This is a genomic window from Flavobacterium sp. FlaQc-28 (assembly GCF_044007415.1).
GTDB lineage: Bacteria > Bacteroidota > Bacteroidia > Flavobacteriales > Flavobacteriaceae > Flavobacterium.
Genome location: NZ_JBIPCM010000008.1, coordinates 121,853 through 144,654 on the forward strand (window position 1 = coordinate 121,853; position 22,802 = coordinate 144,654).

At 32.6% G+C, this 22,802-nt stretch carries 19 protein-coding genes; 9 read left to right on the forward strand and 10 right to left on the reverse strand.

The window, feature by feature from the left end:
* Positions 1-42 precede the first annotated feature (42 nt).
* Positions 43-918, forward strand: a complete 876-nt coding sequence (locus tag ACHRVL_RS18660; RefSeq protein ID WP_395414888.1) for a cation diffusion facilitator family transporter — start codon at positions 43-45, stop codon at positions 916-918.
* Between the two features lie 84 nt (positions 919-1,002).
* On the opposite strand, the gene ACHRVL_RS18665 is transcribed toward ACHRVL_RS18660, so the two are convergent.
* The 3 genes from ACHRVL_RS18665 to ACHRVL_RS18675 form a co-directional block, all read right to left on the reverse strand.
* Positions 1,003-3,492 carry a DUF5686 and carboxypeptidase regulatory-like domain-containing protein gene (locus ACHRVL_RS18665; protein ID WP_395414889.1) on the reverse strand — a complete coding sequence of 830 codons (2,490 nt, stop codon included), beginning with the start codon at positions 3,490-3,492 and terminating at the stop codon, positions 1,003-1,005.
* Positions 3,493-3,562: 70 nt separating this feature from the next.
* A complete protein-coding gene (gene aroQ / locus ACHRVL_RS18670; protein ID WP_395414890.1) occupies positions 3,563-3,976 on the reverse strand; it encodes a type II 3-dehydroquinate dehydratase in 414 nt (137 codons plus the stop codon).
* A 133-nt stretch (positions 3,977-4,109) separates the two neighbouring features.
* Positions 4,110-4,670 carry a porin family protein gene (locus ACHRVL_RS18675; RefSeq protein ID WP_395414891.1) on the reverse strand — a complete coding sequence of 187 codons (561 nt, stop codon included), beginning with the start codon at positions 4,668-4,670 and terminating at the stop codon, positions 4,110-4,112.
* Between the two features lie 283 nt (positions 4,671-4,953).
* On the opposite strand from ACHRVL_RS18675, the gene ACHRVL_RS18680 reads away from it, so the two are divergent.
* From ACHRVL_RS18680 to ACHRVL_RS18695, 4 genes are all read left to right on the forward strand, one after another.
* Entirely contained in the window at positions 4,954-5,508 is a 555-nt protein-coding gene (locus ACHRVL_RS18680; protein WP_395414892.1) for an outer membrane beta-barrel protein, read from the forward strand.
* A gap of 200 nt (positions 5,509-5,708) precedes the next feature.
* Entirely contained in the window at positions 5,709-6,287 is a 579-nt protein-coding gene (locus ACHRVL_RS18685) for a porin family protein (RefSeq protein WP_395414893.1), read from the forward strand.
* An 84-nt stretch (positions 6,288-6,371) separates the two neighbouring features.
* Positions 6,372-7,268: a site-specific tyrosine recombinase XerD gene (xerD, locus tag ACHRVL_RS18690; protein WP_089054141.1), complete on the forward strand. Its 897-nt coding sequence runs from the start codon at positions 6,372-6,374 to the stop codon at positions 7,266-7,268.
* Between the two features lie 143 nt (positions 7,269-7,411).
* Positions 7,412-8,932 (forward strand): PAS domain-containing protein, encoded by a 1,521-nt coding sequence (locus ACHRVL_RS18695; protein ID WP_395414894.1) that lies wholly within the window; start codon positions 7,412-7,414, stop codon positions 8,930-8,932.
* Positions 8,933-9,010: 78 nt separating this feature from the next.
* Here the strand turns inward: ACHRVL_RS18695 and rny are convergent, their stop codons facing one another.
* The 3 genes from rny to ACHRVL_RS18710 all read right to left on the reverse strand — a co-directional run bounded on the left by rny (position 9,011) and on the right by ACHRVL_RS18710 (position 11,370).
* Positions 9,011-10,570 carry a ribonuclease Y gene (gene rny, locus ACHRVL_RS18700; RefSeq protein ID WP_089054143.1) on the reverse strand — a complete coding sequence of 520 codons (1,560 nt, stop codon included), beginning with the start codon at positions 10,568-10,570 and terminating at the stop codon, positions 9,011-9,013.
* A gap of 210 nt (positions 10,571-10,780) precedes the next feature.
* The gene (locus tag ACHRVL_RS18705) at positions 10,781-11,074 is read right to left on the reverse strand and encodes a cell division protein ZapA (protein WP_089058357.1); all 294 of its coding nucleotides are present in this window, start codon (positions 11,072-11,074) and stop codon (positions 10,781-10,783) included.
* A gap of 5 nt (positions 11,075-11,079) precedes the next feature.
* On the reverse strand, positions 11,080-11,370 hold the full coding sequence (locus tag ACHRVL_RS18710; protein WP_089054145.1) for a hypothetical protein: 291 nt from the start codon (positions 11,368-11,370) through the stop codon (positions 11,080-11,082).
* A gap of 179 nt (positions 11,371-11,549) precedes the next feature.
* Between ACHRVL_RS18710 and ACHRVL_RS18715 the strand changes: the two genes are divergently transcribed.
* From ACHRVL_RS18715 to ACHRVL_RS18730, 4 genes are read left to right on the forward strand one after another with little or no spacing between them, the layout of a single operon-like run.
* Positions 11,550-13,244 carry a M23 family metallopeptidase gene (locus ACHRVL_RS18715; protein ID WP_395414895.1) on the forward strand — a complete coding sequence of 565 codons (1,695 nt, stop codon included), beginning with the start codon at positions 11,550-11,552 and terminating at the stop codon, positions 13,242-13,244.
* A 47-nt stretch (positions 13,245-13,291) separates the two neighbouring features.
* On the forward strand, positions 13,292-15,721 hold the full coding sequence (locus tag ACHRVL_RS18720) for a TonB-dependent receptor plug domain-containing protein (protein WP_395414896.1): 2,430 nt from the start codon (positions 13,292-13,294) through the stop codon (positions 15,719-15,721).
* Between the two features lie 44 nt (positions 15,722-15,765).
* Complete coding sequence (locus tag ACHRVL_RS18725; RefSeq protein WP_395414897.1) at positions 15,766-16,350, forward strand: hypothetical protein; 585 nt, start codon at positions 15,766-15,768, stop codon at positions 16,348-16,350.
* 46 nt (positions 16,351-16,396) lie between these two features.
* Positions 16,397-17,122 carry a hypothetical protein gene (locus ACHRVL_RS18730; protein WP_395414898.1) on the forward strand — a complete coding sequence of 242 codons (726 nt, stop codon included), beginning with the start codon at positions 16,397-16,399 and terminating at the stop codon, positions 17,120-17,122.
* Between the two features lie 167 nt (positions 17,123-17,289).
* On the opposite strand, the gene ACHRVL_RS18735 is transcribed toward ACHRVL_RS18730, so the two are convergent.
* From ACHRVL_RS18735 to ACHRVL_RS18750, 4 genes are all read right to left on the reverse strand, one after another.
* Positions 17,290-17,991 carry a DUF2971 domain-containing protein gene (locus ACHRVL_RS18735; RefSeq protein ID WP_395414899.1) on the reverse strand — a complete coding sequence of 234 codons (702 nt, stop codon included), beginning with the start codon at positions 17,989-17,991 and terminating at the stop codon, positions 17,290-17,292.
* 135 nt (positions 17,992-18,126) lie between these two features.
* A complete protein-coding gene (locus tag ACHRVL_RS18740) occupies positions 18,127-19,956 on the reverse strand; it encodes an ABC transporter ATP-binding protein (RefSeq protein ID WP_395414900.1) in 1,830 nt (609 codons plus the stop codon).
* A gap of 76 nt (positions 19,957-20,032) precedes the next feature.
* A complete protein-coding gene (locus ACHRVL_RS18745) occupies positions 20,033-21,760 on the reverse strand; it encodes a phospho-sugar mutase (RefSeq protein ID WP_395414901.1) in 1,728 nt (575 codons plus the stop codon).
* A gap of 78 nt (positions 21,761-21,838) precedes the next feature.
* Positions 21,839-22,795 carry a glycosyltransferase family 2 protein gene (locus tag ACHRVL_RS18750; RefSeq protein ID WP_395414902.1) on the reverse strand — a complete coding sequence of 319 codons (957 nt, stop codon included), beginning with the start codon at positions 22,793-22,795 and terminating at the stop codon, positions 21,839-21,841.
* Between the last annotated feature and the right edge of the window lie 7 nt (positions 22,796-22,802).

The following is a 22,802-nucleotide window of genomic DNA, read 5'->3' on the forward strand; positions in this document are numbered from 1 at the left end:
TGTCGCAAATTTGTATAATTCGCGACAAAAAAAATAGTCTAAATGACAAACGAACAAAAAGCTGTAAAAGCTACTATCTTTAGTATAGTTGGAAATACCTGCCTGGCCCTTATAAAAGGTCTCGCAGGTTTTTTTGGCAATTCATATGCCTTGATTGCAGATGCGATCGAATCGACAACGGATATATTTTCGTCTTGTCTGGTTTTATTCGGAATTAAGTATTCTAATAAACCTGCAGATGAAAATCATCCATACGGTCATGGTCGTGCCGAACCTTTAATTACATTTTTGGTTGTCGGATTTTTAATTACATCAGCAACTGTTATTGGTTACGAAAGTATTGCTAATATTCAAACGCCGCATGCCTTGCCTAAATCATGGACTTTATATGTTTTGGGAGCCATTATTATTTGGAAAGAATATTCGTTTCGATTAGTAATGAAACGCAGTAAACAAACAAATAGTTCATCTTTGGCGGCAGATGCTTGGCATCATCGCAGTGACGCCATTACTTCTGTAGCAGCTTTTATTGGGATTTCGATTGCGCTGTTTATGGGAAAAGGTTACGAATCTGCAGATGATTGGGCGGCACTTTTTGCTGCATTTTTTATACTTTACAACAGTTATAAAATTTTTAGACCAGCATTAGGTGAAATCATGGATGAGAATCTAAATGATGATTTGGTAGAAGAAATTAGAATAAAATCATTAACCGTTGTTGGAATTTTAGGAACCGAAAAATGTTTTATTCGTAAAGCAGGAATGAAATATCATGTTGATCTTCATGCTATAGTATCAGCAAAAATCTCTGTTAAAGAAGGTCACGATTTATCACATAAATTACAAGATACCTTAAAAGAAAAAATCCCTCAATTAGGAAATGTTTTGATTCACATCGAACCAGATGATTATCATTGATTTTGAGATTGAAAGGGACTAAGGTTCTAAGGTGCTGAGAAAAAAAACTTAGCATCTTAGAACCTTAGTATCTTAGAACCTTTTTTAATCTAATACATTCAAAATCTTCAGCCCAAAAACAATGCCGTTTTGCTGAATTCCTCCCTGATAAGAATGTACATAATCGACTCTAAACAACTTAAATTTTCCGAAACCTAAATTGTCTAATCCAACGGTAAACTCGGTGTAAGGTTTTCTGTCGGGAATTGCCAGGGTATGAAATCCTAGATTCATAGTTGATTTTAATAAATTAATCAACGGAATTTTATTGGTTACAAAGCCCATATCATTGTGCTCTAAGTGCATCTCAAAATAACTGTCATTTGTGCTGTTAGTGTAATATGGCATTAAATTAAAAACATTCAAATAGCGGTCACTGGTTCCGATATGTGTTTGATTTCCGTTAAAATGTCTGTAATCTATAAAAGAGATATTTTCGGCATTGAAAAATTTGCCTGCTCTAAAGTTCATTCCTAAAACCCCTTTATTGTTTAAAGAAAGATCATATTGAACAGAGGCGCCTACGCTTTCAAATTCATATTTTTTCTCGCTTGCTGCAAATGCTTTTTCAAAAGCTAAAAATACAGTTGGATATTTTTCGTTTTTAATGTTATATCGTCCATCAGGTCTCGAAATGTATTTGTTTCCAAAATTAATACGTGCAGTCAAAGCCGTTTTAAACAAATGATGCTGATCAAATGCAGGAGTTATAAAATCGTTTGGTGCCAGCGGATTATTTGACGTGTAAATATCATCTCTTTTAAAGAAAGAATAATCAGTAGTATTAAAAAGTGGTTTTCGTTGTTCGTAGCCAATTTTTGCATTTAAGTTTATTCCATTAGCAACATCCTGTCCGTAATTAATTTGAGCAAACTCTAAGTTGTACAATTTCATGTAATTGTCTTTGAAAAACAAGGAACTTATTGAATTGACAATATTGCTAATAGGTTCACCGCTGTTAAATTGCGCAGTTTTTGTTCCTCCAGAAGCCCAGATTGATGCATGGTTTATGTTGTTAAAACGATGGCTGAATTGACCCGTAACACGAAAACGTTCATCAGAAAAGCCATAATTAAAGGTTGTACTTATAGAAGTACTCGTTCCTTTTTCTTCATTCCATTTTTTAATTGAAAATCCCGAATCGAGATTAAAACCTTGAACGGTATTAAAACTTAAAGAACTTAAATTCAATAAACCTTTATATTCAAAAGAATATTTCTTGAAAGTATTTTTATAATCATAGCCCATTAAAACATCAAAGATTTTAAACTTATTGTTTTTAGCGTCGACTGAATCAGTGTATTTTTGAGACTTTCTTATAGTTTGTAAACTGTCTTTTTTAATGTAATCATTACTTTCTTCAATCGTCAAAGGAATTGGACGTATTTGATTCCAAAAAGCATTATCTTTTTTATTTGCATCAGCTTCAAAAGCTACAATTTCATTGCCAAAAGTTTTCTTTTGAAAAGAAGCAGGAAATTCATAATTCGAATACACGTAATTGAATTTTCCAGAGAACTTCACGCCAAAAGCACCGGCATTGAAAGAAAGCGTTTGAGCGTTTTTTGACCAGATTTTATTTTTTACATTATAACTGAAACTCTGTTTTAGATTCATTACTTCAGTAAATTCGTTTTTCATTCTGTAGCCTTTTATGTCTAAGTCTACAGCATAAATCGCAAAACTGTCATCAACTATATAGATGTAGCCTTCAAAAACAGGTTCTTTATCACGTTTAGGTGTTACCTTTATTTTATTAATTTGTTGATTGTTATCGTCAAAAAATGTTCCTTCAAGTTTGTATTTGTAGTAATTGAAAGCATTATCAGCGATAGGAGAAATAAGATTAATGTTGAATTCTAATGTGTTATCATAGAAATCATAAGTAGATAAAGTTGCTGTATTATAACTAAATCCTTTATTATTTCCAGAAATTTTAGAAGCAATGATTTTCTCTTTTAGTTTTTCAGGTTTCTCAAAAGAAATCTTAGAAATAGTTTCTGATAAATATAAAATACCTGTTCCGGTCGAGTCTAAATTTGAAGCCATTTCGTCGCCGATATCGACTTTCATCCCCATTATTTTCTTAGGAAGATCTTTTATTTTAAACATTCCTTTCGAATAAAAATCGGCGGTATAACGAGCCGTTTTTTCAGAATTACTTTTTTTGTTTGCAATAGCACTTTTTATAATGGCATTTGCGGGGTTGTCTTTTGAATTAATTACAACTTCATTAAGTTCAAAATTTTCTTCTTCCATTTTTACATCTAAAATCAGTATTTTAGAATCAGAAGCAACGGTTTGTTTTTGAGTTTTAAAACCTAAATATTGAAAGGTGATTTTATTTTTACCAATTTCTTTTACATTAAGCTGGTATTTTCCCTGCTCATTTGAAGTGGTGCTGGTATAAGTATTCTCTTCAAAAACTGAAACAAAAGGCAGTGGATTTCCTTTTAGATCAGTTATTGTCCCTTTGATTTGGGCAAAATTGGAAATTGAAAAAATTAAAAAGGCGAGTACAGTAAAGTTTTTCATGAGAGTGGTTTCTCTCACAAAAATAGAATAAGTTAAAAACGAGCTTATTAAAAAATTGTTAAAAAAAGACTTACAAGAAAGATTGAATCGCCAGATCGTAGCTTTTTAAACCAAAACCTAAAATGACACCTTTTGCGTTTCCAGACAAATAAGACTGATGTCTGAAGCTTTCGCGGGCATAAGTGTTTGAAATATGTACTTCGATTACCGGTGTTGTAACCGCTTTCATAGCATCACCTAAACCTATAGAGGTGTGAGTGTATGCTCCTGCATTTAAAATAATTCCATCAAAAGTAAAACCAACTTCCTGAATTTTTCCAATCAATTCGCCTTCGATATTGCTTTGATAATACGAAAGTTCAACGTTTGGATATTTCTGTATCAGCGTTTCAAAATAATCTTCAAAAGTTTGACTTCCGTAAACTTCAGGTTCTCTTTTTCCTAAAAGATTTAAATTTGGTCCGTTGATAATGCAGATTTTCATAAAGAATTTGATTTTAATTATAAGTGATATGAGTTTACTTTACGTTTTAACGGAAACATTTCACCAAAGTGTAAAAATAAAAAAACCGTTCTAATTAATTGAACGGTTTTTGTAAAACTATGTGATATTCTTTTTAGAACATAAATCCAGCAGAGATTTGAAATGTTGAATTTTTAACGTCAGCATTTTTTGAAGCTTCAGTAAGTCCTAAGCCATAGCGACCTTGAAGGAAGATATTTTTAGTCAATTTTACTCCTAAACCAGCATTAAGACCAAATTCAAAAGTTTCAGCATCTTTAACGTCAAAATCATTTTTTTCACTTAATAAAAATGAGGCTTGTGGACCAACTTCTAAACTGAAAGAATCTGTTAAATAAAATTTCGCCATTACTGGTATAGATAGGTAACCTAATTCATTTTTAAACTCACTTACTGCATTTTTGTATGTTGCACCTTGAGTTGAATATAAAAGTTCTGGTTGGATTGCAAATTTATCTAATAATTTAAGTTCGGCAACAAGACCAGCATGATAGCTTGTAATTCCGTCTTTGTCAAACGCTACTCCATTAAGACCTGCATCACCAGTTTGGCTTGCAAAGTTAACTCCGGCTTTTACTCCAATTTGTAATAATTGTGCTTGAATGGTTGCTGATGTTGCTAAGAACAATACAGCGGCTAAAAGTATTTTTTTCATAAAAATGTTTTTAGGGGTTTCGTGTTTATATGTTATTTATTAAGTCAAAACTACATTATTTTCAATTTATTGCTTTATATCAAGCTTTATAAAATTATTAAAATTCACACTTTTTTTTAAGTTTTAAGTGCTTTTGTATTAGTGTTTTCTTCTAATTGTTTGGAAATCAGCTGTTTATTTGTAGTCTAATTCTGTCTTATTTTGCTATTAAAATGACTTATTATGGTCTTTTTTTAACAAGCGCAATCTTATTTTTGTGCTCTGTAATTAAAAAAAATAAATTATGAAAAAGGTTATTTTAACTGCTATTGCAGTATTAGGTTTTGCATTTGCTAATGCACAAACTGGTGGATTTGCTAAAGGAGATGCTTTTATTTCTGGAGCTTTAACTGTAGGTTCTACAAAAACAGGTGATGTAAAAACCAGCGGTTTTGAGATTGAGCCAAAAGTAGGTTACTTTGTGTCTGAAAACATTGCTATTGGGGCAAAATTAGGTTTTGGTTCTGATAAGGTTGGTGATGACAAAACGAATTCATTTACAGCTGGAGCTTTTGGTAGATACTATTTTACTCCTGCTTCTCAGTTCTCAGTTTTTGGTCAAGCAGGTCTTGATTTTACGAACAGTAAAGCTGGAGATTTCAAAACAAATCAAGTTGGTGCAAATGTAGGTTTAGGTTTAAGTTATTTCTTGTCTAATCATTTTGCTATTGAAGCAAGTTGGGCAGGTTTAGAATATAGCGTAAACAACAATGGTGGTCATGGTGCTGACAAAAGCAATAATTTTGGTTTTGGTACAGACTTAAGAGATGTTAGATTTGGAGTGATCTATAAATTCTAAATAAAATATTTAGTTGGTTTTAAGTGGCCTTCCTCTTTTGAGGAGGGCTTTTTTTGTAGATATAATAGTCTTGTTGTAGAATCAAATGCTTTTAAATTAGCGGTTTAATGTCTTGTTACTATTTTATTTGTTAAATTCCTAATATAGAATTATGAAGAATATTTTTATATTTGAACTATATAACGTAAAAACAAATTGTAATGAAAAGAATTATTTTAGCTGCTATAGCAGTAATGGTATTTGGATTTGCTAATGCACAACAAACAAGATTCGGAGTTAAAGGAGGTCTTAATCTTACAAGTTTTGCAGGTGGAGATTATTATGACACTAAGTCCTTAGTTGGTTTTCAAGTAGGTGCTTTTGCTGAAATTAAAATTATCGAGAGATTAGCAATTCAACCTGAGGTTTTGTTTTCGACTCAAGGTGCTAAATTTGATGGCGGGTCTTTTGGTGATTTTGATTCTAAATTAAATTATATCAATATTCCTGTTTTGGCTAAATTTTATGTTACCAAACAGTTTACCGTAGAAGCAGGTCCGCAATTAGGTTTTTTAGTTTCGGCTAAAAATGATGGTCGTGATGCTAAAGATGGTTTTAAATCTGTAGATACTGGATTTAATTTTGGAGCTGGATATAATTTTACAGAAAATGTTTCTGTTGGACTTCGTTATACTGTAGGTTTGTCAAATATTGCAGATTATGATGCTGATACTTGGGAGGAAGCTTATGATAGCCCAAAAAATAGTGTTTTGGCATTGACTTTAGCTTATAAATTCTAATATCTTAAAACGATATTTTGTATAAAACCTTCCTAGATTTTAGGAAGGTTTTTTTATGGTTAAAAATGTTTTACTTTGTAAAGTATGAAATGGAATAATTACATAAAAGACTACCAATCGTATTTGCGTATAGAAAGAGGATTGTCTAAAAATACAATTGAGAATTATAGCTTTGATATAGAACGTTTGTGTCTTTTTTTAGAAACCAATCAAATTGATGTTTCGCCTTTAAAAATTACTGATGAAACAATTCAGCAGTTTATTTATTCAGTATCTAAGGAAGTAAACCCAAGATCTCAATCTAGAATTATTTCTGGTTTGAAAAGCTTTTTTAATTATTTGGTTTTTGAAGATTATAGAAACGATAGTCCTTTAGAGTTAATTGAGAGTCCTAAAACCGGCAGGAAATTACCAGATACATTGTCTGTGGAAGAAATTGATGCTTTAATTGCTGCAATAGATTTGAGCAGTAACGAAGGGGAACGAAACCGAGCTATGCTGGAAACTTTGTACGGCTGCGGACTTCGGGTTTCGGAGTTGGTTTCGCTCAAAATTTCTGATTTGTTTTTTGATGAAGGTTTTGTGAAGATTACTGGGAAAGGAAATAAAGAACGTTTTGTTCCCATAGGAAAGGTAACTCGAAAATACATAGAGATTTATCAAAATGAAATTCGGGTGCATCTAAATATTAAAAAAGGTTTTGAAGATACTTTGTTTTTAAATCGCCGAGGTAATCAGCTTACTCGTGCTATGATTTTTACGATAATAAAAGATCTGGCAGTAAAAATTAAATTAAGTAAAACAATTAGTCCGCATACATTACGTCATTCTTTTGCGACACATTTATTAGAAAACGGCGCCGATTTGAGGTCAATTCAATTAATGCTCGGACATGAATCTATTACCACAACAGAAATTTACGTACATCTTGATCGAAGTTTCTTGAAAGAAGTGATGCATTCATTCCATCCAAGAAAATAATTTTTTTTTATGCTTAACCTGTGTTTTTAAGCAAAAATTAATATATTGTGTTTGATTTAATGTTAAAAAGAAAGTATAAAAAGCGATAAGAAGACTTTTGAATTTGATTTTGATAAAGTAATTATTTACTTAAATGACGGCGTATGGTTTTTGATTTTTTTAATAGTGAAGATTGCTTAGAAGTTAATAATTTTTACAAAAAGCTGCTTGCAGAAGTGCCAGACTTGATTTTTCAGTTTGTGATAGATGCAGATAATCAGTATTCATTTCCTCTTGTAAGCAGATCTGTTGATGAAATTTTTGAACTTGCGATAGATAAATTTACAGATGATATAAAACTGATTATCTACGAAAGAATCTTGCCGCAAGACCGAGATATGTTTTTTCAGAGTTTGGTGAAGGCGCGAAAAGAAATTAAACCTTGGGAGATTGAGTTTAGAGCAGTTTTACCAAAAAAAGGACTTCGCTGGTTTAGGATTTCGGCTAAAACTGAATTATCTGACGGTGATAAAGTGAGTTTTTTTGGACATGTTTCAGATATAACTGAACTTAAAGATAAAGAAGAGAAACTTCGTATTTCTGAAGAACGTTTTCAGTTTGCTCTAGATGCTTCTACAGTTGGAATTTGGGATTGGGATATGGTGACTAATAATGTTTTTTATTCGTCATTATCATTAAAAATCTTAGAATTAGAGTCAACTGATATTTTTGACGATCCGGAGCGTTGGGATAAAATTGTACATCCTGATGATCTTCCAAAATATTATTCGGATATCAAGGAGCATTTTGAAAATAAGATCCCCTATTATGAAAATTACCATCGTGTAATGACTTCCAGCGGTAATTATAAATGGATTTTAGATCGCGGTAAGGTTATCAAACGTGATGAAAATGGAAAGCCATTGCGTGTTATAGGAACGCATACTGATATATCGTTACAGAAAGAAAAGGAGCTTGAGCTTTTGAAAACAATGAAGTTGTACAGCGATCAAAATAGCCGACTGCTCAATTTTTCGCATATTGTTTCGCATAATTTAAATACTCAGGCAGGGAATATAAAATCAATTTTAGATTTTATTGATGCTGATGGCGATAAAGAAACGGTTACCGAAATGCTGGAGCATTTGCGTACGGTTTCTAATGATTTAAATGAAACGATTTCAAATCTCAGTCAGATCGTAAAAACGCAAAGCAATATTAATATAACAGTTGGGCCGTTAAAGCTTTTTGAGTATATAGAGAAAACTATTTCGACAATAAAAGGGCACAGTAAACAGAAAAAGGTCACAATTATAAATAATGTGCCTGAGTACTTGATAATAAATTTTAATCCCGCTTATTTAGAGAGTGTTTTGTTGAATTTTACAACTAATGCAATAAAGTATGCGCATCCTGATCGAGATCCAGTTATTGTTTTTGATTATGGTTTGGAAACAGATGGACATAAATCATTAAAGATTACGGATAATGGTTTAGGAATTGATTTGAAGGTATATGGTGATTTATTATTTGGGATGTATAAAACATTTCATAAACATGAAGAGGCAAGAGGAATAGGTTTGTACATAACCAGAAATCAAATAGAAGCTATGAAAGGAACAGTTTCTGTAGAAAGTGAGGTAGGAGTAGGAACGAGTTTTAAAATCACGTTTAATGATCTTTAAACGCTTCTTAATTAGATAGAATTAAAAAAGGCAGCTCGTAGAGAGCTGCCTTTTTGTTTTTTATGTATAGATTAGCTGTTATTTTGCAATATTTACAGCTCTAGTTTCTCTAATTACAGTTACTTTAACTTGACCAGGGTAAGTCATTTCAGTTTGAATTTTTTGTGAGATTTCAAATGATAAGTTTGCTGCATTGTCATCAGAAACTTTTTCACTTTCAACAATAACACGAAGTTCTCTACCAGCTTGAATTGCGTAAGCATTTTTTACACCGCTGAACCCGTAAGCTACTTCTTCAAGATCTTTCAAACGTTGAATGTATGAATCTAGAACCTGGCGTCTCGCTCCCGGTCTTGCCCCTGATATAGCATCACAAACTTGAACAATTGGAGATAATAATGATTTCATTTCGATCTCGTCGTGGTGAGCACCAATAGCGTTGCATACTTCCTCTTTTTCTCCGTATTTCTCAGCCCATTGCATACCTAACAACGCGTGAGGTAAATCGCTTTCTGTATCTGGAACTTTACCAATATCGTGCAGTAACCCAGCTCTTTTTGCCAATTTTACATTCAAGCCTAATTCAGCTGCCATGATACCGCAAAGTTTCGAAACTTCTCTTGAGTGTTGTAATAAGTTTTGACCGTAAGATGAACGGTATTTCATTCTACCAACAACTTTAATCAGTTCTGGATGTAAGCCGTGAATTCCTAAGTCGATAACAGTACGTTTACCAACTTCAATTATTTCGTCATCAATTTGTTTAGCTGTTTTTGCAACAACTTCTTCAATTCTAGCTGGGTGAATACGTCCGTCAGTTACTAATTTGTGTAATGACAAACGAGCAATTTCTCTACGAACTGGATCAAAACAAGAAAGAATGATTGCTTCTGGCGTATCATCAACTATAATTTCAACTCCAGTTGCAGCTTCAAGAGCTCTAATGTTACGGCCTTCACGACCAATGATTCTACCTTTTACATCGTCAGATTCGATGTTGAATACAGAAACGCAATTTTCAACTGCTTCTTCCGTTCCAACTCTTTGAATGGTGTTGATGATGATTTTTTTAGCTTCTTGCTGTGCAGTAAGTTTTGCCTCTTCAATTGTGTCTTGAATATGAGACATAGCTTTGCTTTTAGCTTCTGCTTTTAAGCCTTCAACTAATTGTTCTTTTGCTTCTTCTGCAGAAAGTCCAGAGATAACTTCAAGCTGCTGTAATTGACTTTTGTGTAACTTGTCAACTTCAGCTTGTTTTTTGTCTAAAACCTCAATTTTATTGTTGTATTCAGCTGTTTTAGATTCAAAATCGTCGTTTACTTTTTTAGCTTTTGAAAGCTCATTAGAAACTTGAGATTCTTTATCACGTACTCTTTTTTCTACTTCAGCAACTTTTTTATCTCGTGCTAAAATAACTTGTTCGTGTTCTGATTTTAATTCGATAAAGCGTTCTTTTGCTTGAAGAATTTTATCTTTTTTAATATTTTCGGCTTCTAAATTAGCGTCTTTTAAAATAGAAGCTGCTTCTTTTTTTGCGTTTTTTATTAGGTTTGAAATATTACTTTTCTCGATAAATTTAGCTATTGCAAAACCTGCTGCAATACCTACTATACCAATAATGATCGTTATGATGTCCATGTTTGTTAAGGTTTATATATAAAAAAAGCCTACATTAATTGCTTGAATAAACTCGTAAAGACAAGTTTTGAGCTAACTCACTGTTCAAGTTTCCTCGCAATAAAGCGTGGCATGCTATAGTAGTGATGATTTGCTCATTCTAAATTGTTAGTGTTGAGTTTACCAATTGTGAACTAATGTAGGCAGTATCTTAGTTTCTGTAAAGAACGTTTAGTTTTCGAGATATTGATCTAAAAGCAAATTTAATTTTTTAATTCTTTCGATAGTTTGCTCGCCATCGATTGCGTTATCAATTTGTTTTTGTTCCACCTGCGATGCAAATTGCAGTGCGCACATGGCTAATACATCTTGTTTGTCGCGAACTGCGTAACTTTCTTCGAACTGCTTAATCATGGCATCAATTTTTTTTGAAGCACTTCTAAGTCCTTCTTCTTGAGCTGGATCTACCGTTAATGGGTAAACTCGGTCTGCAATTGATATTTTGATTTTAAGCTTTCCGTCCATGTTATCTAATCTGATAGTTGTGCTATACAGTAATCAATTTCGCGAATTAATGAATTTATTTTAAGCTTTGTCTCTCTCTTGTTGTCGTCGCTGCCAAGCAACGAATTGGCTATCTTAAGTGTGTCATACTGCTTCTTCAAAGCTTCAATCTCCTCAGATTGTTTTCGAATAATTTGCGCAGCTTTGGCTAATTCTAATTGTAATACCTGATTATTCTTTTCCAAGCTTTTTGATTTCTCAAACAGCTTTTCAATTTTATATTCAAGAGTATCAATTATTTCGGCAATTACACTCATTATACATCCTATTCATTACTTAATCATACAAAGTTAATATTCCTTTTTATTAATGCAATTTTTTATCGATTTTTTTGCATTAAAAATAGACAAATAAATGAATTTCAATCAATTGTGTTTTTGTGGCTATATCTTCGGTTTTTACCTGTTAATTTTTTATCTTAGCAAAAATGTTATTTATGAGATTTTCTGTATTTGCCCTTTTGTGCGGCCACTTTATTTTTGCCCAAACACAATATCCTAAAGATTATTTTCGACCGCCATTAGATATTCCGATGCAGCTTTCGGGTAATTTTGGGGAATTAAGGCCGAATCATTTTCATGCAGGTTTTGATTTGAAAACCAATCAGAGAGAAGGACTGAACGTTTATGCAATTGCCGATGGTTATGTGTCGAGAATTAAGATTTCGACGTTTGGAAACGGAAAATGTATTTACATTACGCATCCAAATGGGTATACTTCTGTTTATGGGCATTTGCAAACCACTAAAGGAGCGATTCAAGATTATGTAACCAAAGCGCATTATGCTGAAAAAGCTTATGAAATTGAATTATTTCCGAAACCAGGCGATCTTCCAGTTACAAAAGGACAGTTAATTGCACTTTCTGGAAATACAGGTTCATCTGAAGGGCCGCATTTGCATTTTGAAATTAGAGATTCAAAAACAGAGTTTGTTATTAATCCAATGTTCTTTGGGTTTGATAAAAATATTAAAGATACAAAGAAACCAACTTTGTCGAGCTTGTATGTTTACCCATTAGATAATGCCTCAGTTAATCAATCTAAACAGCCTTTGCTGCTTAATATGACACTTCAAAAAGACGGGACCTATCTTGCTGGAAAAGTAAAAACGAATGGAAAAATCGGTTTTGGAATTAATGCTGTTGATACTGATGATGTTTCTTTTAATAAAAATGGCGTTTTTAATGTTTCGACATTTTTGAATGGAAATCAAAATTACAACTATCAATTTAATACCTATTCATTTGATGAAATGCGTTACATCAATGCATTTATTGATTATTCTCGATACAAAAAAACAAGTCAGCGTATTCAGAAGCTTTTCATGAAAACACCTTTTGCGTTAAGCATTATAAAAACGGATGCGTCTAGAGGGATAATTACGGCAGAACCTAATTTGGCGTCAACTTATAGAATTGAAGTTTCAGATTATTACGGGAATTTAAATTCGATCACTGTTCCAATCGAATATGATTCAGCTGTTCCTTTGGTGCCGGCAGAAGCGAGTACATCTAAGTATTTTGTTAAATACAATAAAGATTCTAATTTCGAAAAAGACAATATGTCTGTTTTCTTTCCTGCAGGAACATTTTACGATGATTTTAATTTAAACTTTGATGTTAAAAACAATCGAATTTATGTACATGATGACACAGTTCCTGTGCATTCTAATTTTACTATAACCATCAAGGATAATACTTATTCTGAAGCCTTGCGCGACAAAGTTTTTATTGGAAGAATAAGCGGAGCAAGCAGCAGTTACAATGGAACGATTAGAAAAGGAGATGTTTATACGGCAAAATCAAAAGTATTAGGACAATATGGTTTAGTATTAGATACTATAAAGCCTGTTATTAAAATTACAAAGCTGGTTCAGGATAAATGGATCAGCGATCAGAAAAAAATTGAATTTATTATCAGTGATTCTTCGTCAGGAATTAAATCCTATAATGGGTATTTGAACGGAAAATGGGTTTTGTTTGAATATGAAAATAAAAACAAAAAGATTACACACACTTTTGATCCTCAATTGCTGCTTGAAGGAGCAAATGATTTAAAAATTGAAGTAATTGATAATGTTGGTAATTCTTCTATCTTTGAAACGCGTTTTCTTAGAAGTCAACAAAAATAAAACCCAAATAGTTGTATAATAATAGGTTCATATCTGCCTTGTTTTTTGTGTTTTTTACATGTGTTTTGTTTGCTCAAAACGGTCATGTTAAGGGCATTATTGTCGACGATGAAAATAATATTGTTTCTAATGTAAATATCACATCTGGTAAAAGCAGTACACAGTCTGATGCCAATGGTTTCTTTGAAATTGATGTGATTTCAAACAAGAAAGTCTCCATAATTTTTACCCATATTTCTTTAAAAATGATAAGCTTAACGGTTAATTTAAAGCCAAATGAGTTTTTTGTTTTTAATCCTGTAATGAGTAATTCCGAAGAGCAGATGGGAGAAGTTTTTGTGTCATCAAAAAACAGAAAACGTGTTCAAGGAATTGCAACAATCGATGTAACAGCAATAAAAAAAGTTCCCGGTGCAAATGCAGGTGTAGAAAATATCTTAAAAACACTTCCGGGCGTAAATTCAAATAATGAACTTAGTACACAATATGCAGTTCGAGGTGGTAATTATGATGAGAATTTAGTTTACGTTAATGAAGTCGAAGTTTATCGTCCGTTTTTAATTCGGTCAGGACAACAGGAAGGTTTGAGTTTTACTAATACAGATTTGGTTCAGAATGTTGATTTTTCGGCAGGTGGATTTCAGGCTAAGTTTGGAGATAAATTATCATCTGTTTTAGATATTACTTATAGAAAACCAACTCGGTTTGGAGCTTCCTTAGAAGCCAGTTTTTTAGGAGGAAGCGCTTCTGTCGATGCCGTTTCAAAAAACAAAAAATGGTCTGCAGTAACTGGAGTTCGCTACAGAAATAATAGTTTATTAGTAAATAGTCAAGATACAAAGACAAATTATACGCCGACTTTTGCAGATTTTCAAACTAACATAAATTACGATATTTCTGAAAAATGGCAAATGAGCTTTTTGGGAAATATTTCGCAGAATAAATACTTATATCAGCCATTAACCAGAGAAACAAAATTTGGAACTATCGATCAGCCAATGGCGCTTGCAGTATATTATGAAGGTCAGGAAAAAGATCAATACGATACTTACTTTGGAGCTTTAAAGACAACTTATAAAGTTTCGCCATCGCTTACTTTAAAATTGATTGGTTCATTATTTCATACTACAGAAAAAGAACATTTTGATATTTTGGCGCAATATCGTTTAGGAAATGCAGCAGCAGAGGATGGAACTAACGAGACAGCGGTCGATTTTACTCGTGGAATTGGTTCGCAACTAAATCACGCCAGAAATGATTTGGATGCTTTAATCGCAAATGTTGAAATTAAAGGTTCTAAAGACTGGAAAGAAAGTCAGCTTGAATTTGGATTAAAATATACAAGAGAATCAATTCGTGATAGAGTAGTCGAGTGGGAAGTGATTGATTCGGCTGGATTTTCTGTAAATCCGCCTTTAGTTCTTCTGCCTAAAAATAATCAGCCTTACACACCTTATGAAGGTCCGCTTTTGCCTTATCAGAACGTTCGAGCGACAAATTTTAATACTATAAATAGATTTTCAGGTTATACACAATGGAATAAACAATCTGAAATTGGTTTCAATCAGATTTGGTTTCATATAGGTGCTCGTTTTCAAGGTTGGAATGTTTCGGGCGCAGCAGTTGAGGGAAAAAATCAGTTTGTACTGAGTCCGCGAGCGCAATTTGCAATAAAACCAGATTGGGATATGGACATGGTTTTTAGAATTTCTGGAGGATTGTATCATCAGCCGCCTTTCTATCGAGAACTCCGTGATTTGAATGGAGTAGTAAATCCGAATGTAAAAGCACAGGAAGCAGTTCATGTTGTTTTGAGTAATGATTACAATTTTAAAATGTGGAATCGCCCTTTTAAATGGGTTACAGAAGTTTATTATAAGTCACTTTCAGATGTAAATGTGTATTCTATAGACAATGTTCGAATTCGATATGTTGCCAATAATAATGCTAAAGCATATGCGCAAGGTTTGGATTTTAGATTGAATGGAGAATTTGTGCCTGGAACTGAATCTTGGGTTAGTTTTGGATATTTGAAAACCGAAGAGAATTACGAGAACAAAGGTTATATCGCACGTCCGACAGATCAGCGTTTGAAATTTGCAATGATGTTTCAGGATTATATGCCAAATATTCCAAGTGTAAAAGTGTATCTTAATTTAGTGTATAATACTGGTTTACCTGGAGGCGCGCCAGCGTATTCTGATCCTTATTTGTATCAAAACAGATTAAATGATTATAGAAGAGCTGATATTGGTTTTGCTAAAGTTTTTGTTGACAGCAGTACTCAGAATGCCAAAACAGGCTGGCTTAAAAATTTTAAAGAGTTATCTGTTGGATTAGAGATTTTTAATATTTTCAACAATCAAAATGCGATTACAAATACTTGGGTTCGCGATGTTTATTCTAAAAATCAATACGCGATTCCAAATTTTATGACTTCAAGAGTTTTTAATATAAAGCTGAATGCACGGTTATGATAAGGAAACGGGAAAATAGAAGAAGGATTTATTATGTTCCCGGAATGATTTCTTTAATTGTTATTCCTTTACTGTGCTTTTATCATTTTTATAAAGTTGATGCTTTTAAAGAAGAGGGGTGTATCGATATTTATATCCCTAGCGACTCTGCTGAGATAGAAAAGGTTATGGCTTATAAAAGGAATTATAAAGTTTTTAATTTTAATAATTCCTTGGATTTAGAAAGAAAAAAGTTAAATGAACTTCGATTAGATTTAAAAGAATTAAATCGTACAAATGATACAATAAATGGAATTCAAGTTTGTTTTGGTACTAAGATGAGATATGAAGTTTATATTGAAATTTTGGATATCTTCTTTGCTGAAAAAGAAACATTGTTTATGCAATATAAAAACAACTTTTTTGTTTTGAAAATACCAAAGCCTAAGAATCAAATAAGTGTAAAAATTGTCCCAATTACATGTGGTTATTACGAAGCTAATAAAGATTATATCTTGGAACAGGAGAGAAAGAGAAAGTACGAGTATTACTTATCTTTGTATAAACAAAATTGGATTGTATTTTTAGGTTATCTTGGAATTGTGTTTCTTAATATCTTTACTTTAGTAAAATTCAATAAAAACAGATAATACGATCAAAAATACTATATTTGATATTCTAATATAATTTGCAAGCATGAAAAATTCCTTAAAATATATAGCCTTAATAATCATCGGTACATTAATGAGTTGTAAAGATGAAGTGCAGCAAAAGCCAAAAGTGATTTATGATGGTTCAAATAAAGTTGGAGCTGTCACAAAGAGTGATTCGACACAAATTGAAATTGCAGATTTGCCTATTCAGATGGAAGGAACGAATTATTTAATTCATCCTGTTGGTGATTTAAGGGTTTTTGAAAAGGGTTCAAAAGCACGTTACGGTTCTTCGAGCGTGAATGATATAAGTTTTACAATCTCTAATTTGGGAGAATATGAAATTACGGGATATCTTCAGAATTTAAAATTTCAAAAAGCAGATTCAGATTCAATTCGTCCGCTTTCAGATAAACCTGTTTTAATTTTAACTGCCACTTATTTGAAAACGGTTGCAGACAAAACGCAGAATAAAGTTATGGTTTATACTTTAACAGATTCAGATACTAACAAAGATGGTAAAATTGATACAAGCGATATTAAAACCTTGTATTTAAGTGACATCAGTGGAGAAAACTTCACAAAAGTTTCTGCTGATTTGCAAGAGTTGGTAGATTGGAATTTGATTGAATCTAAAAGCCGTTTATACTTTAGAACCATTGAAGATACCAACCAAAATGGACAGTTTGATAAAAACGATGTTCTGCATTACAATTATATCGATTTGACTTCGAAAAAATGGGAAGTGAAAAATTATAAGCCTATTTAAAAGGGACTAAGGTTCTGAGGCGCTAAGAGTCTAAGGTTCTTTCCAAGTAACAAAAAAAACTTCAAAAATTAGCCGGCTAATTTTTGAAGTTTTTTTTGTTTGATTCAAAATGAATCAAGAAATCTTCTTAATATGTGGCAATAAAAAAACTTAGTGCCTCAGAATCTTTATATCAATATATCACTTTCCAGATCTGATTTTTCGATGTCAAAATCATGATCTAGTTTGTGAACTAAATCAATTACAAGTTTTTTATACCAGTTCTCTGATTTAGGATGGATGTATATTTTTTCGATAAGGTATTTAAGGTCAACATTGATTCTTAAGCCATCGTTTATTTTGATATTGCTTTTTGAAGTATCAGTAATAATTCGGACTTCGCGTTCATATTGAAAGCTTTTTCTTTTGAATAAAAATGGAAAGAATAAATCGTCAAACGGAATGTATTCTCTTTTGTAATCAATGTAGTTTACTTCGCCTATATATTGGTCGAAATTGTTTTCTGGTTTTAAAGCTTTTTGTAATCTTCCAATCGTAGATTGAATGGCTAATCCTTCGCTGTTTTGAGTAAAAATCTGCCACATTGCAAACGATTCGTATTCATTGATGTGCCAGCTGCTGATCGCAACTTTTTCTCGATGTGTTTTGTAGTAACTTAGGAAATCAGGATTGTCAACCGCAAGTTTTTTTATTTCTTCGTAAGTAGGTTCGCTAAAAGTACCTTCGTATTGATCTTCAAATTTGTCAGAACGAGACATAAATAACTTCTTCGAAAGTAATAAGTCTAGAAATTTAGATAAATCAAGATATTTCCAAACAATCGTATTAGGATCGTCTGGCAGTTTGATATTAGGGTTGTTAATATACATTTTTAGGGAGCGTTAAAAAGTTTATTCTTTAACTAACCTAAAGTTATAAAAATAAACACAGATTAAAGAAATTAAAATCAGGTTTAATAATTCTTTAATCTGTGTTCGTTTATTTGTTAAGTCTTTGTTTTGTGCTTAAGACTCGAAAGACTGCATAGTTACCAGTTTATTGTAGGTTCCGTTGTGAGCAATTAGTTCATCATGTGTTCCTTGCTCAACAATTTTTCCTTTTTGCATTACCACGATTATGTCTGCTTTTTGAATTGTCGAAAGACGGTGGGCAATTACAATAGAAGTTCTGTTTTGCATCATGTTTTCTAAAGCGATCTGAACAAATTTTTCGCTTTCAGTATCTAATGCAGAAGTTGCTTCGTCTAAAATCATAATCGGTGGATTTTTTAATACCGCTCTTGCAATCGATAAGCGTTGTTTTTGTCCTCCAGAAAGCTTGTTTCCGCTATCTCCGATGTTGGTATAAATTCCCTGCGGAAGATCTTTTACAAACTCATAGGCATTAGCGATTTTCAAAGCTTCGATTATTTCATCATCACTGGCATCTAGCTTTCCTAATGAAATATTGGCTTTAATAGTATCATTAAATAAAATACTGTCTTGTGTAACTAGTCCCATTAAACTACGAAGCGATTGCAGATTCATATCTTTAATGTTGATACCGTCAATAGAAATTGTTCCGTCGTTTACATCATAAAAACGAGTCAGTAGGTTTGCGATAGTACTTTTTCCGCTTCCAGATTGACCTACAAGCGCGACAGTTTGCCCTTTTTTAATTTGAAGAGAAAAGTCTTTTAAAACAGTTTCTTCTTCGTACTTAAAGTTGATATTTTGAATGTCGATATTGTCGTCAAAAGTCGATTTTTCAATCGCATTTTCTTTAGAAACAATAGTGTTTTCTTGTTCCAAAATTTCAAGAACACGTTCTGCTGCGGCGTTTCCTCTTTTTACGCCATAAGAAGCTTTAGAAATGGCTTTTGCGGGAGTTAGAATGTTATAAGCCAATCCCATGTAAGCGATAAAAGCGGCGCCTTCTAAAGTTTTGTCAATTAAAACCATCTGTCCGCCGTACCAAAGTAAAATGGCAATAACGGTAATTCCCATAAACTCACTCGCAGGAGAAGCCAAGTTTTGACGGTTTCCAATACTGTTTGATAAATTGAAAAAACGTTCTGTCGAATTTTGAAAAACAGTATTAAAGTAATTTTCAGAATTATATCCCTTTACTACTTTTAATCCGCCAATTGTTTCTTCGATAGTAGATAGAAATCTTCCTTGTTCTTCTTGAGCTTTTGTAGATTGTTTTTTAAGTTGTTTTCCAATTAATGAAATAATATATCCTGAAACTGGAATAAAAATAAAAACAAACAAAGTCAGTTTGGCACTGATGATAAGCATGGTAGCTATTGTAAAAATAATGGTTAAAGGCTCTTTTACGATGAGTTCTAAGATTGCCAAAAATGAATTTTGAACTTCGTTTACATCGGCTGAAATTCTAGAAATTACATCTCCTTTTCTTTTTTCAGAATAAAAAGCCAAAGGAAGTTCTAGTGTTTTTTTGTACAAAGCATTTCTCATGTCTTTTAAAACACCATTTCTCAAAAAATTGATAAAAAACATCGCCAAATAATCGGCTAAATTTTTTAACAAAAAGATTGAGATGATTATAGCAACCATAATGGAAAGAACGTAGCCAGATTCGTGAGTTCCTTTTGTTGTAGTAATATAATAGCTTAAATAGTCTTCTCCATATTCCTTAAGCTGTAAAATCCCTTTAAATACGGGTTTTACATTGTTTGCTTTTGTTTTGTCAAATAACACTTGAAGCATCGGTATTAAAGCAACAAATGAAAGCGTGCTGAAAAGCGCATACAGAACATTAAAAAAAATGTTTAAGAATGCATATTTTTTATATGGGTATATAAAAGGAACTATTTTTTTGAAATTACTCATTTAGGTGTTTTTTACCATTAAAACCCGATAGTTTAAAGAAACATATCGGGTTTTCGAATATTGTATTTGTTTTTTATTATTTCAATTGCATATCTGCAATGATATTCTGAATTTTTCCGTCTAAGAAACTTTCGGCAGCGTCAAAATCTTGAACGGATTCTAATTCGGCATTTACACTGATGTAAAACTTAATTTTTGGTTCAGTTCCACTTGGTCTTGCGCAAATTTTAGAGCCGTCTTCAGTATAATAAATCAATACATTTGATTTCGGAATATCCATTGAAGATTCTTCATTTGTCAATAAGTTCAATGCAGTCGATGATTGATAGTCTTCAACCATAATTACACGTTGACCATTTACTTCTTTTAATGGATTCTGGCGTAGATTAATCATCATTTGATTAATTTCTTCTAGACCTTCTATGCCTTTTTTAGTTAATGAAACTAAATATTCTTTATAAAAACCATTTTCAACATAAAGTTGTAAAAGTTCTTTGTAAACAGAGCTTCCAGCTGCTTTTGCTTGAGCAGCAACTTCGCATATTAATAAGGTAGCGGCAACCGCATCTTTATCTCTAACAGCATCGCCAACCATAAAGCCAAAGCTTTCTTCACCGCCGCCAATAAACTGAAGTTCAGGAAAATCTTTGATCATTTTAGCGATCCATTTAAATCCTGTTAAGCCAACTTTGCATTCTACGCCGTAACTTGTAGCCAGCTCCATCATCATTGGAGTTGAAACAATTGTTGAACCTACGAATTGTTTTCCGTTAATTTTACCTGCTTTTTTCCATTGTTTCAATAAGAAAGAAGTCATTAAAATCATGGTTTGATTTCCGTTAAGTAAAATCATTTTACCATCATTGTTTCTTACAGCTACTCCTAGACGATCACAATCAGGATCTGTTCCTATTACAATATCTGAATTGGTTTTATCTGCTAAAGCCAAAGCCATTGTTAAAGCTTCTGGTTCTTCTGGATTTGGAGATTTTACTGTTGGGAAATCACCATTTGGTTCAGCTTGTTCTGGAACAATGTGTACGTTTGTGTATCCAGCTTGTGATAAAGTATCTGGAACAGATTTTATAGAAGTTCCGTGCAATGAAGTAAATACAATATGTAAATTGTCTTTGGCTTCAGCCGGAGTATTAAAACTTGCGTTTTCAATTGAAGATTTTACAAATGCTTTGTCAATTTCAGTATCGATATATTGAATTAAGCTCTCATTTGCATTGAACTTAATTTTATCGTAACTTAAATTTTCGATCACATTAATAATAGCAGCATCTTGCGGAGGAACAATTTGTCCGCCATCTTCCCAATACACTTTATATCCGTTATATTCTGGAGGATTGTGTGAAGCAGTAAGAACGATTCCGCATTGACAGCCTAAATATTTAAGAGCAAAAGACAATTCAGGAGTTGGACGCATATCAGAAAACAAATAAACCTGAATTCCGTTTGCAGAGAAAACATCGGCAACCACTTTTGCTAAAGTGTTACTGTTATGACGACAATCGTAAGCGATAACTACTTTTAAAGGCTGATTTGGAAAAACTTCATGAAGATAGTCAGAAAGACCTTGAGTGTTTTTTCCAAGTGTATATTTGTTGATTCTGTTATTTCCAACACCCATAACACCGCGCATTCCACCAGTTCCAAATTCTAGATTTTTATAAAAACTTTCTTCAAGTTCTTTTGGCGAAGTAGTCATTAATTCTTTAACAGCTGCTTGGGTTTCTTTGTCAAATGTTGGCGTCAACCATTCGTTTACAGCATTCAATATGTTAGGTGCTATATTCATGTAAATGTCTTTTTAATATTTTTTTAAATAAAAATAAGGTTTTCAGGAGCAACCCTGTGAGGAGGCATGATATTTTAGTTAAAAATTAACCTCTCTTGAAACCTTGTAACGTTCCTCGTTGTTTTTGGTTCTCAAAATGATTTCACCTAGAAAACCTGCTAAAAAAAGCTGAGTTCCAAGAATCATTGTGGTTAATGCAATAAAAAACCACGGATTACTGGTTACGAGGCTGTACTTCATTCCGTTGTACATATGATACAACTTAGAGATACCAATATACCCAGCGGATAAAAATCCGATAATAAACATTAACGAACCTATCGCTCCAAATAAGTGCATTGGTCTTTTTCCGAATCTTGATAAAAACCAAATCGTAATTAAATCTAGAAAACCGTTTATGAAACGATCCATTCCAAATTTAGTTTCACCATACTTACGAGCTTGATGAATAACCACTTTTTCGCCAATTTTATTAAAACCAGCATTTTTTGCTAAAACAGGAATGTAGCGGTGCATTTCACCAGACACTTCAATGTTTTTTACAACGGTATTGTTATAGGCTTTTAGTCCGCAGTTAAAATCATTCAATTCAACTCCCGAAGTTTTTCTGGCAGCCCAGTTGAATAATTTTGAAGGCAGATTTTTTGCTACCACAGAATCGTAACGTTTCTTTTTCCAGCCAGAAACCAAATCGTATTTCTGAGTTGTGATCATTTCATATAATCCAGGAATTTCATCCGGACTATCTTGCAAATCGGCATCCATTGTAATAATTACATCGCCTTTTGCTTTTGCAAAACCAGCATGCAAAGCCTGCGATTTTCCAAAGTTTTTCATGAAACGAATCCCTTTTACATTTGGGTTTTCGTTTGAGAAACGTTCAATAATATTCCAAGAATCATCTGTACTTCCATCATCCACAAAAATGATTTCATAAGAGTAATTGTTAGATTGCATCACTTTAATAATCCATGTATAGAGTTCTTGAAGTGACTCCTCTTCATTTAGAAGCGGTATAAGTATAGATAAATTCATTTATATT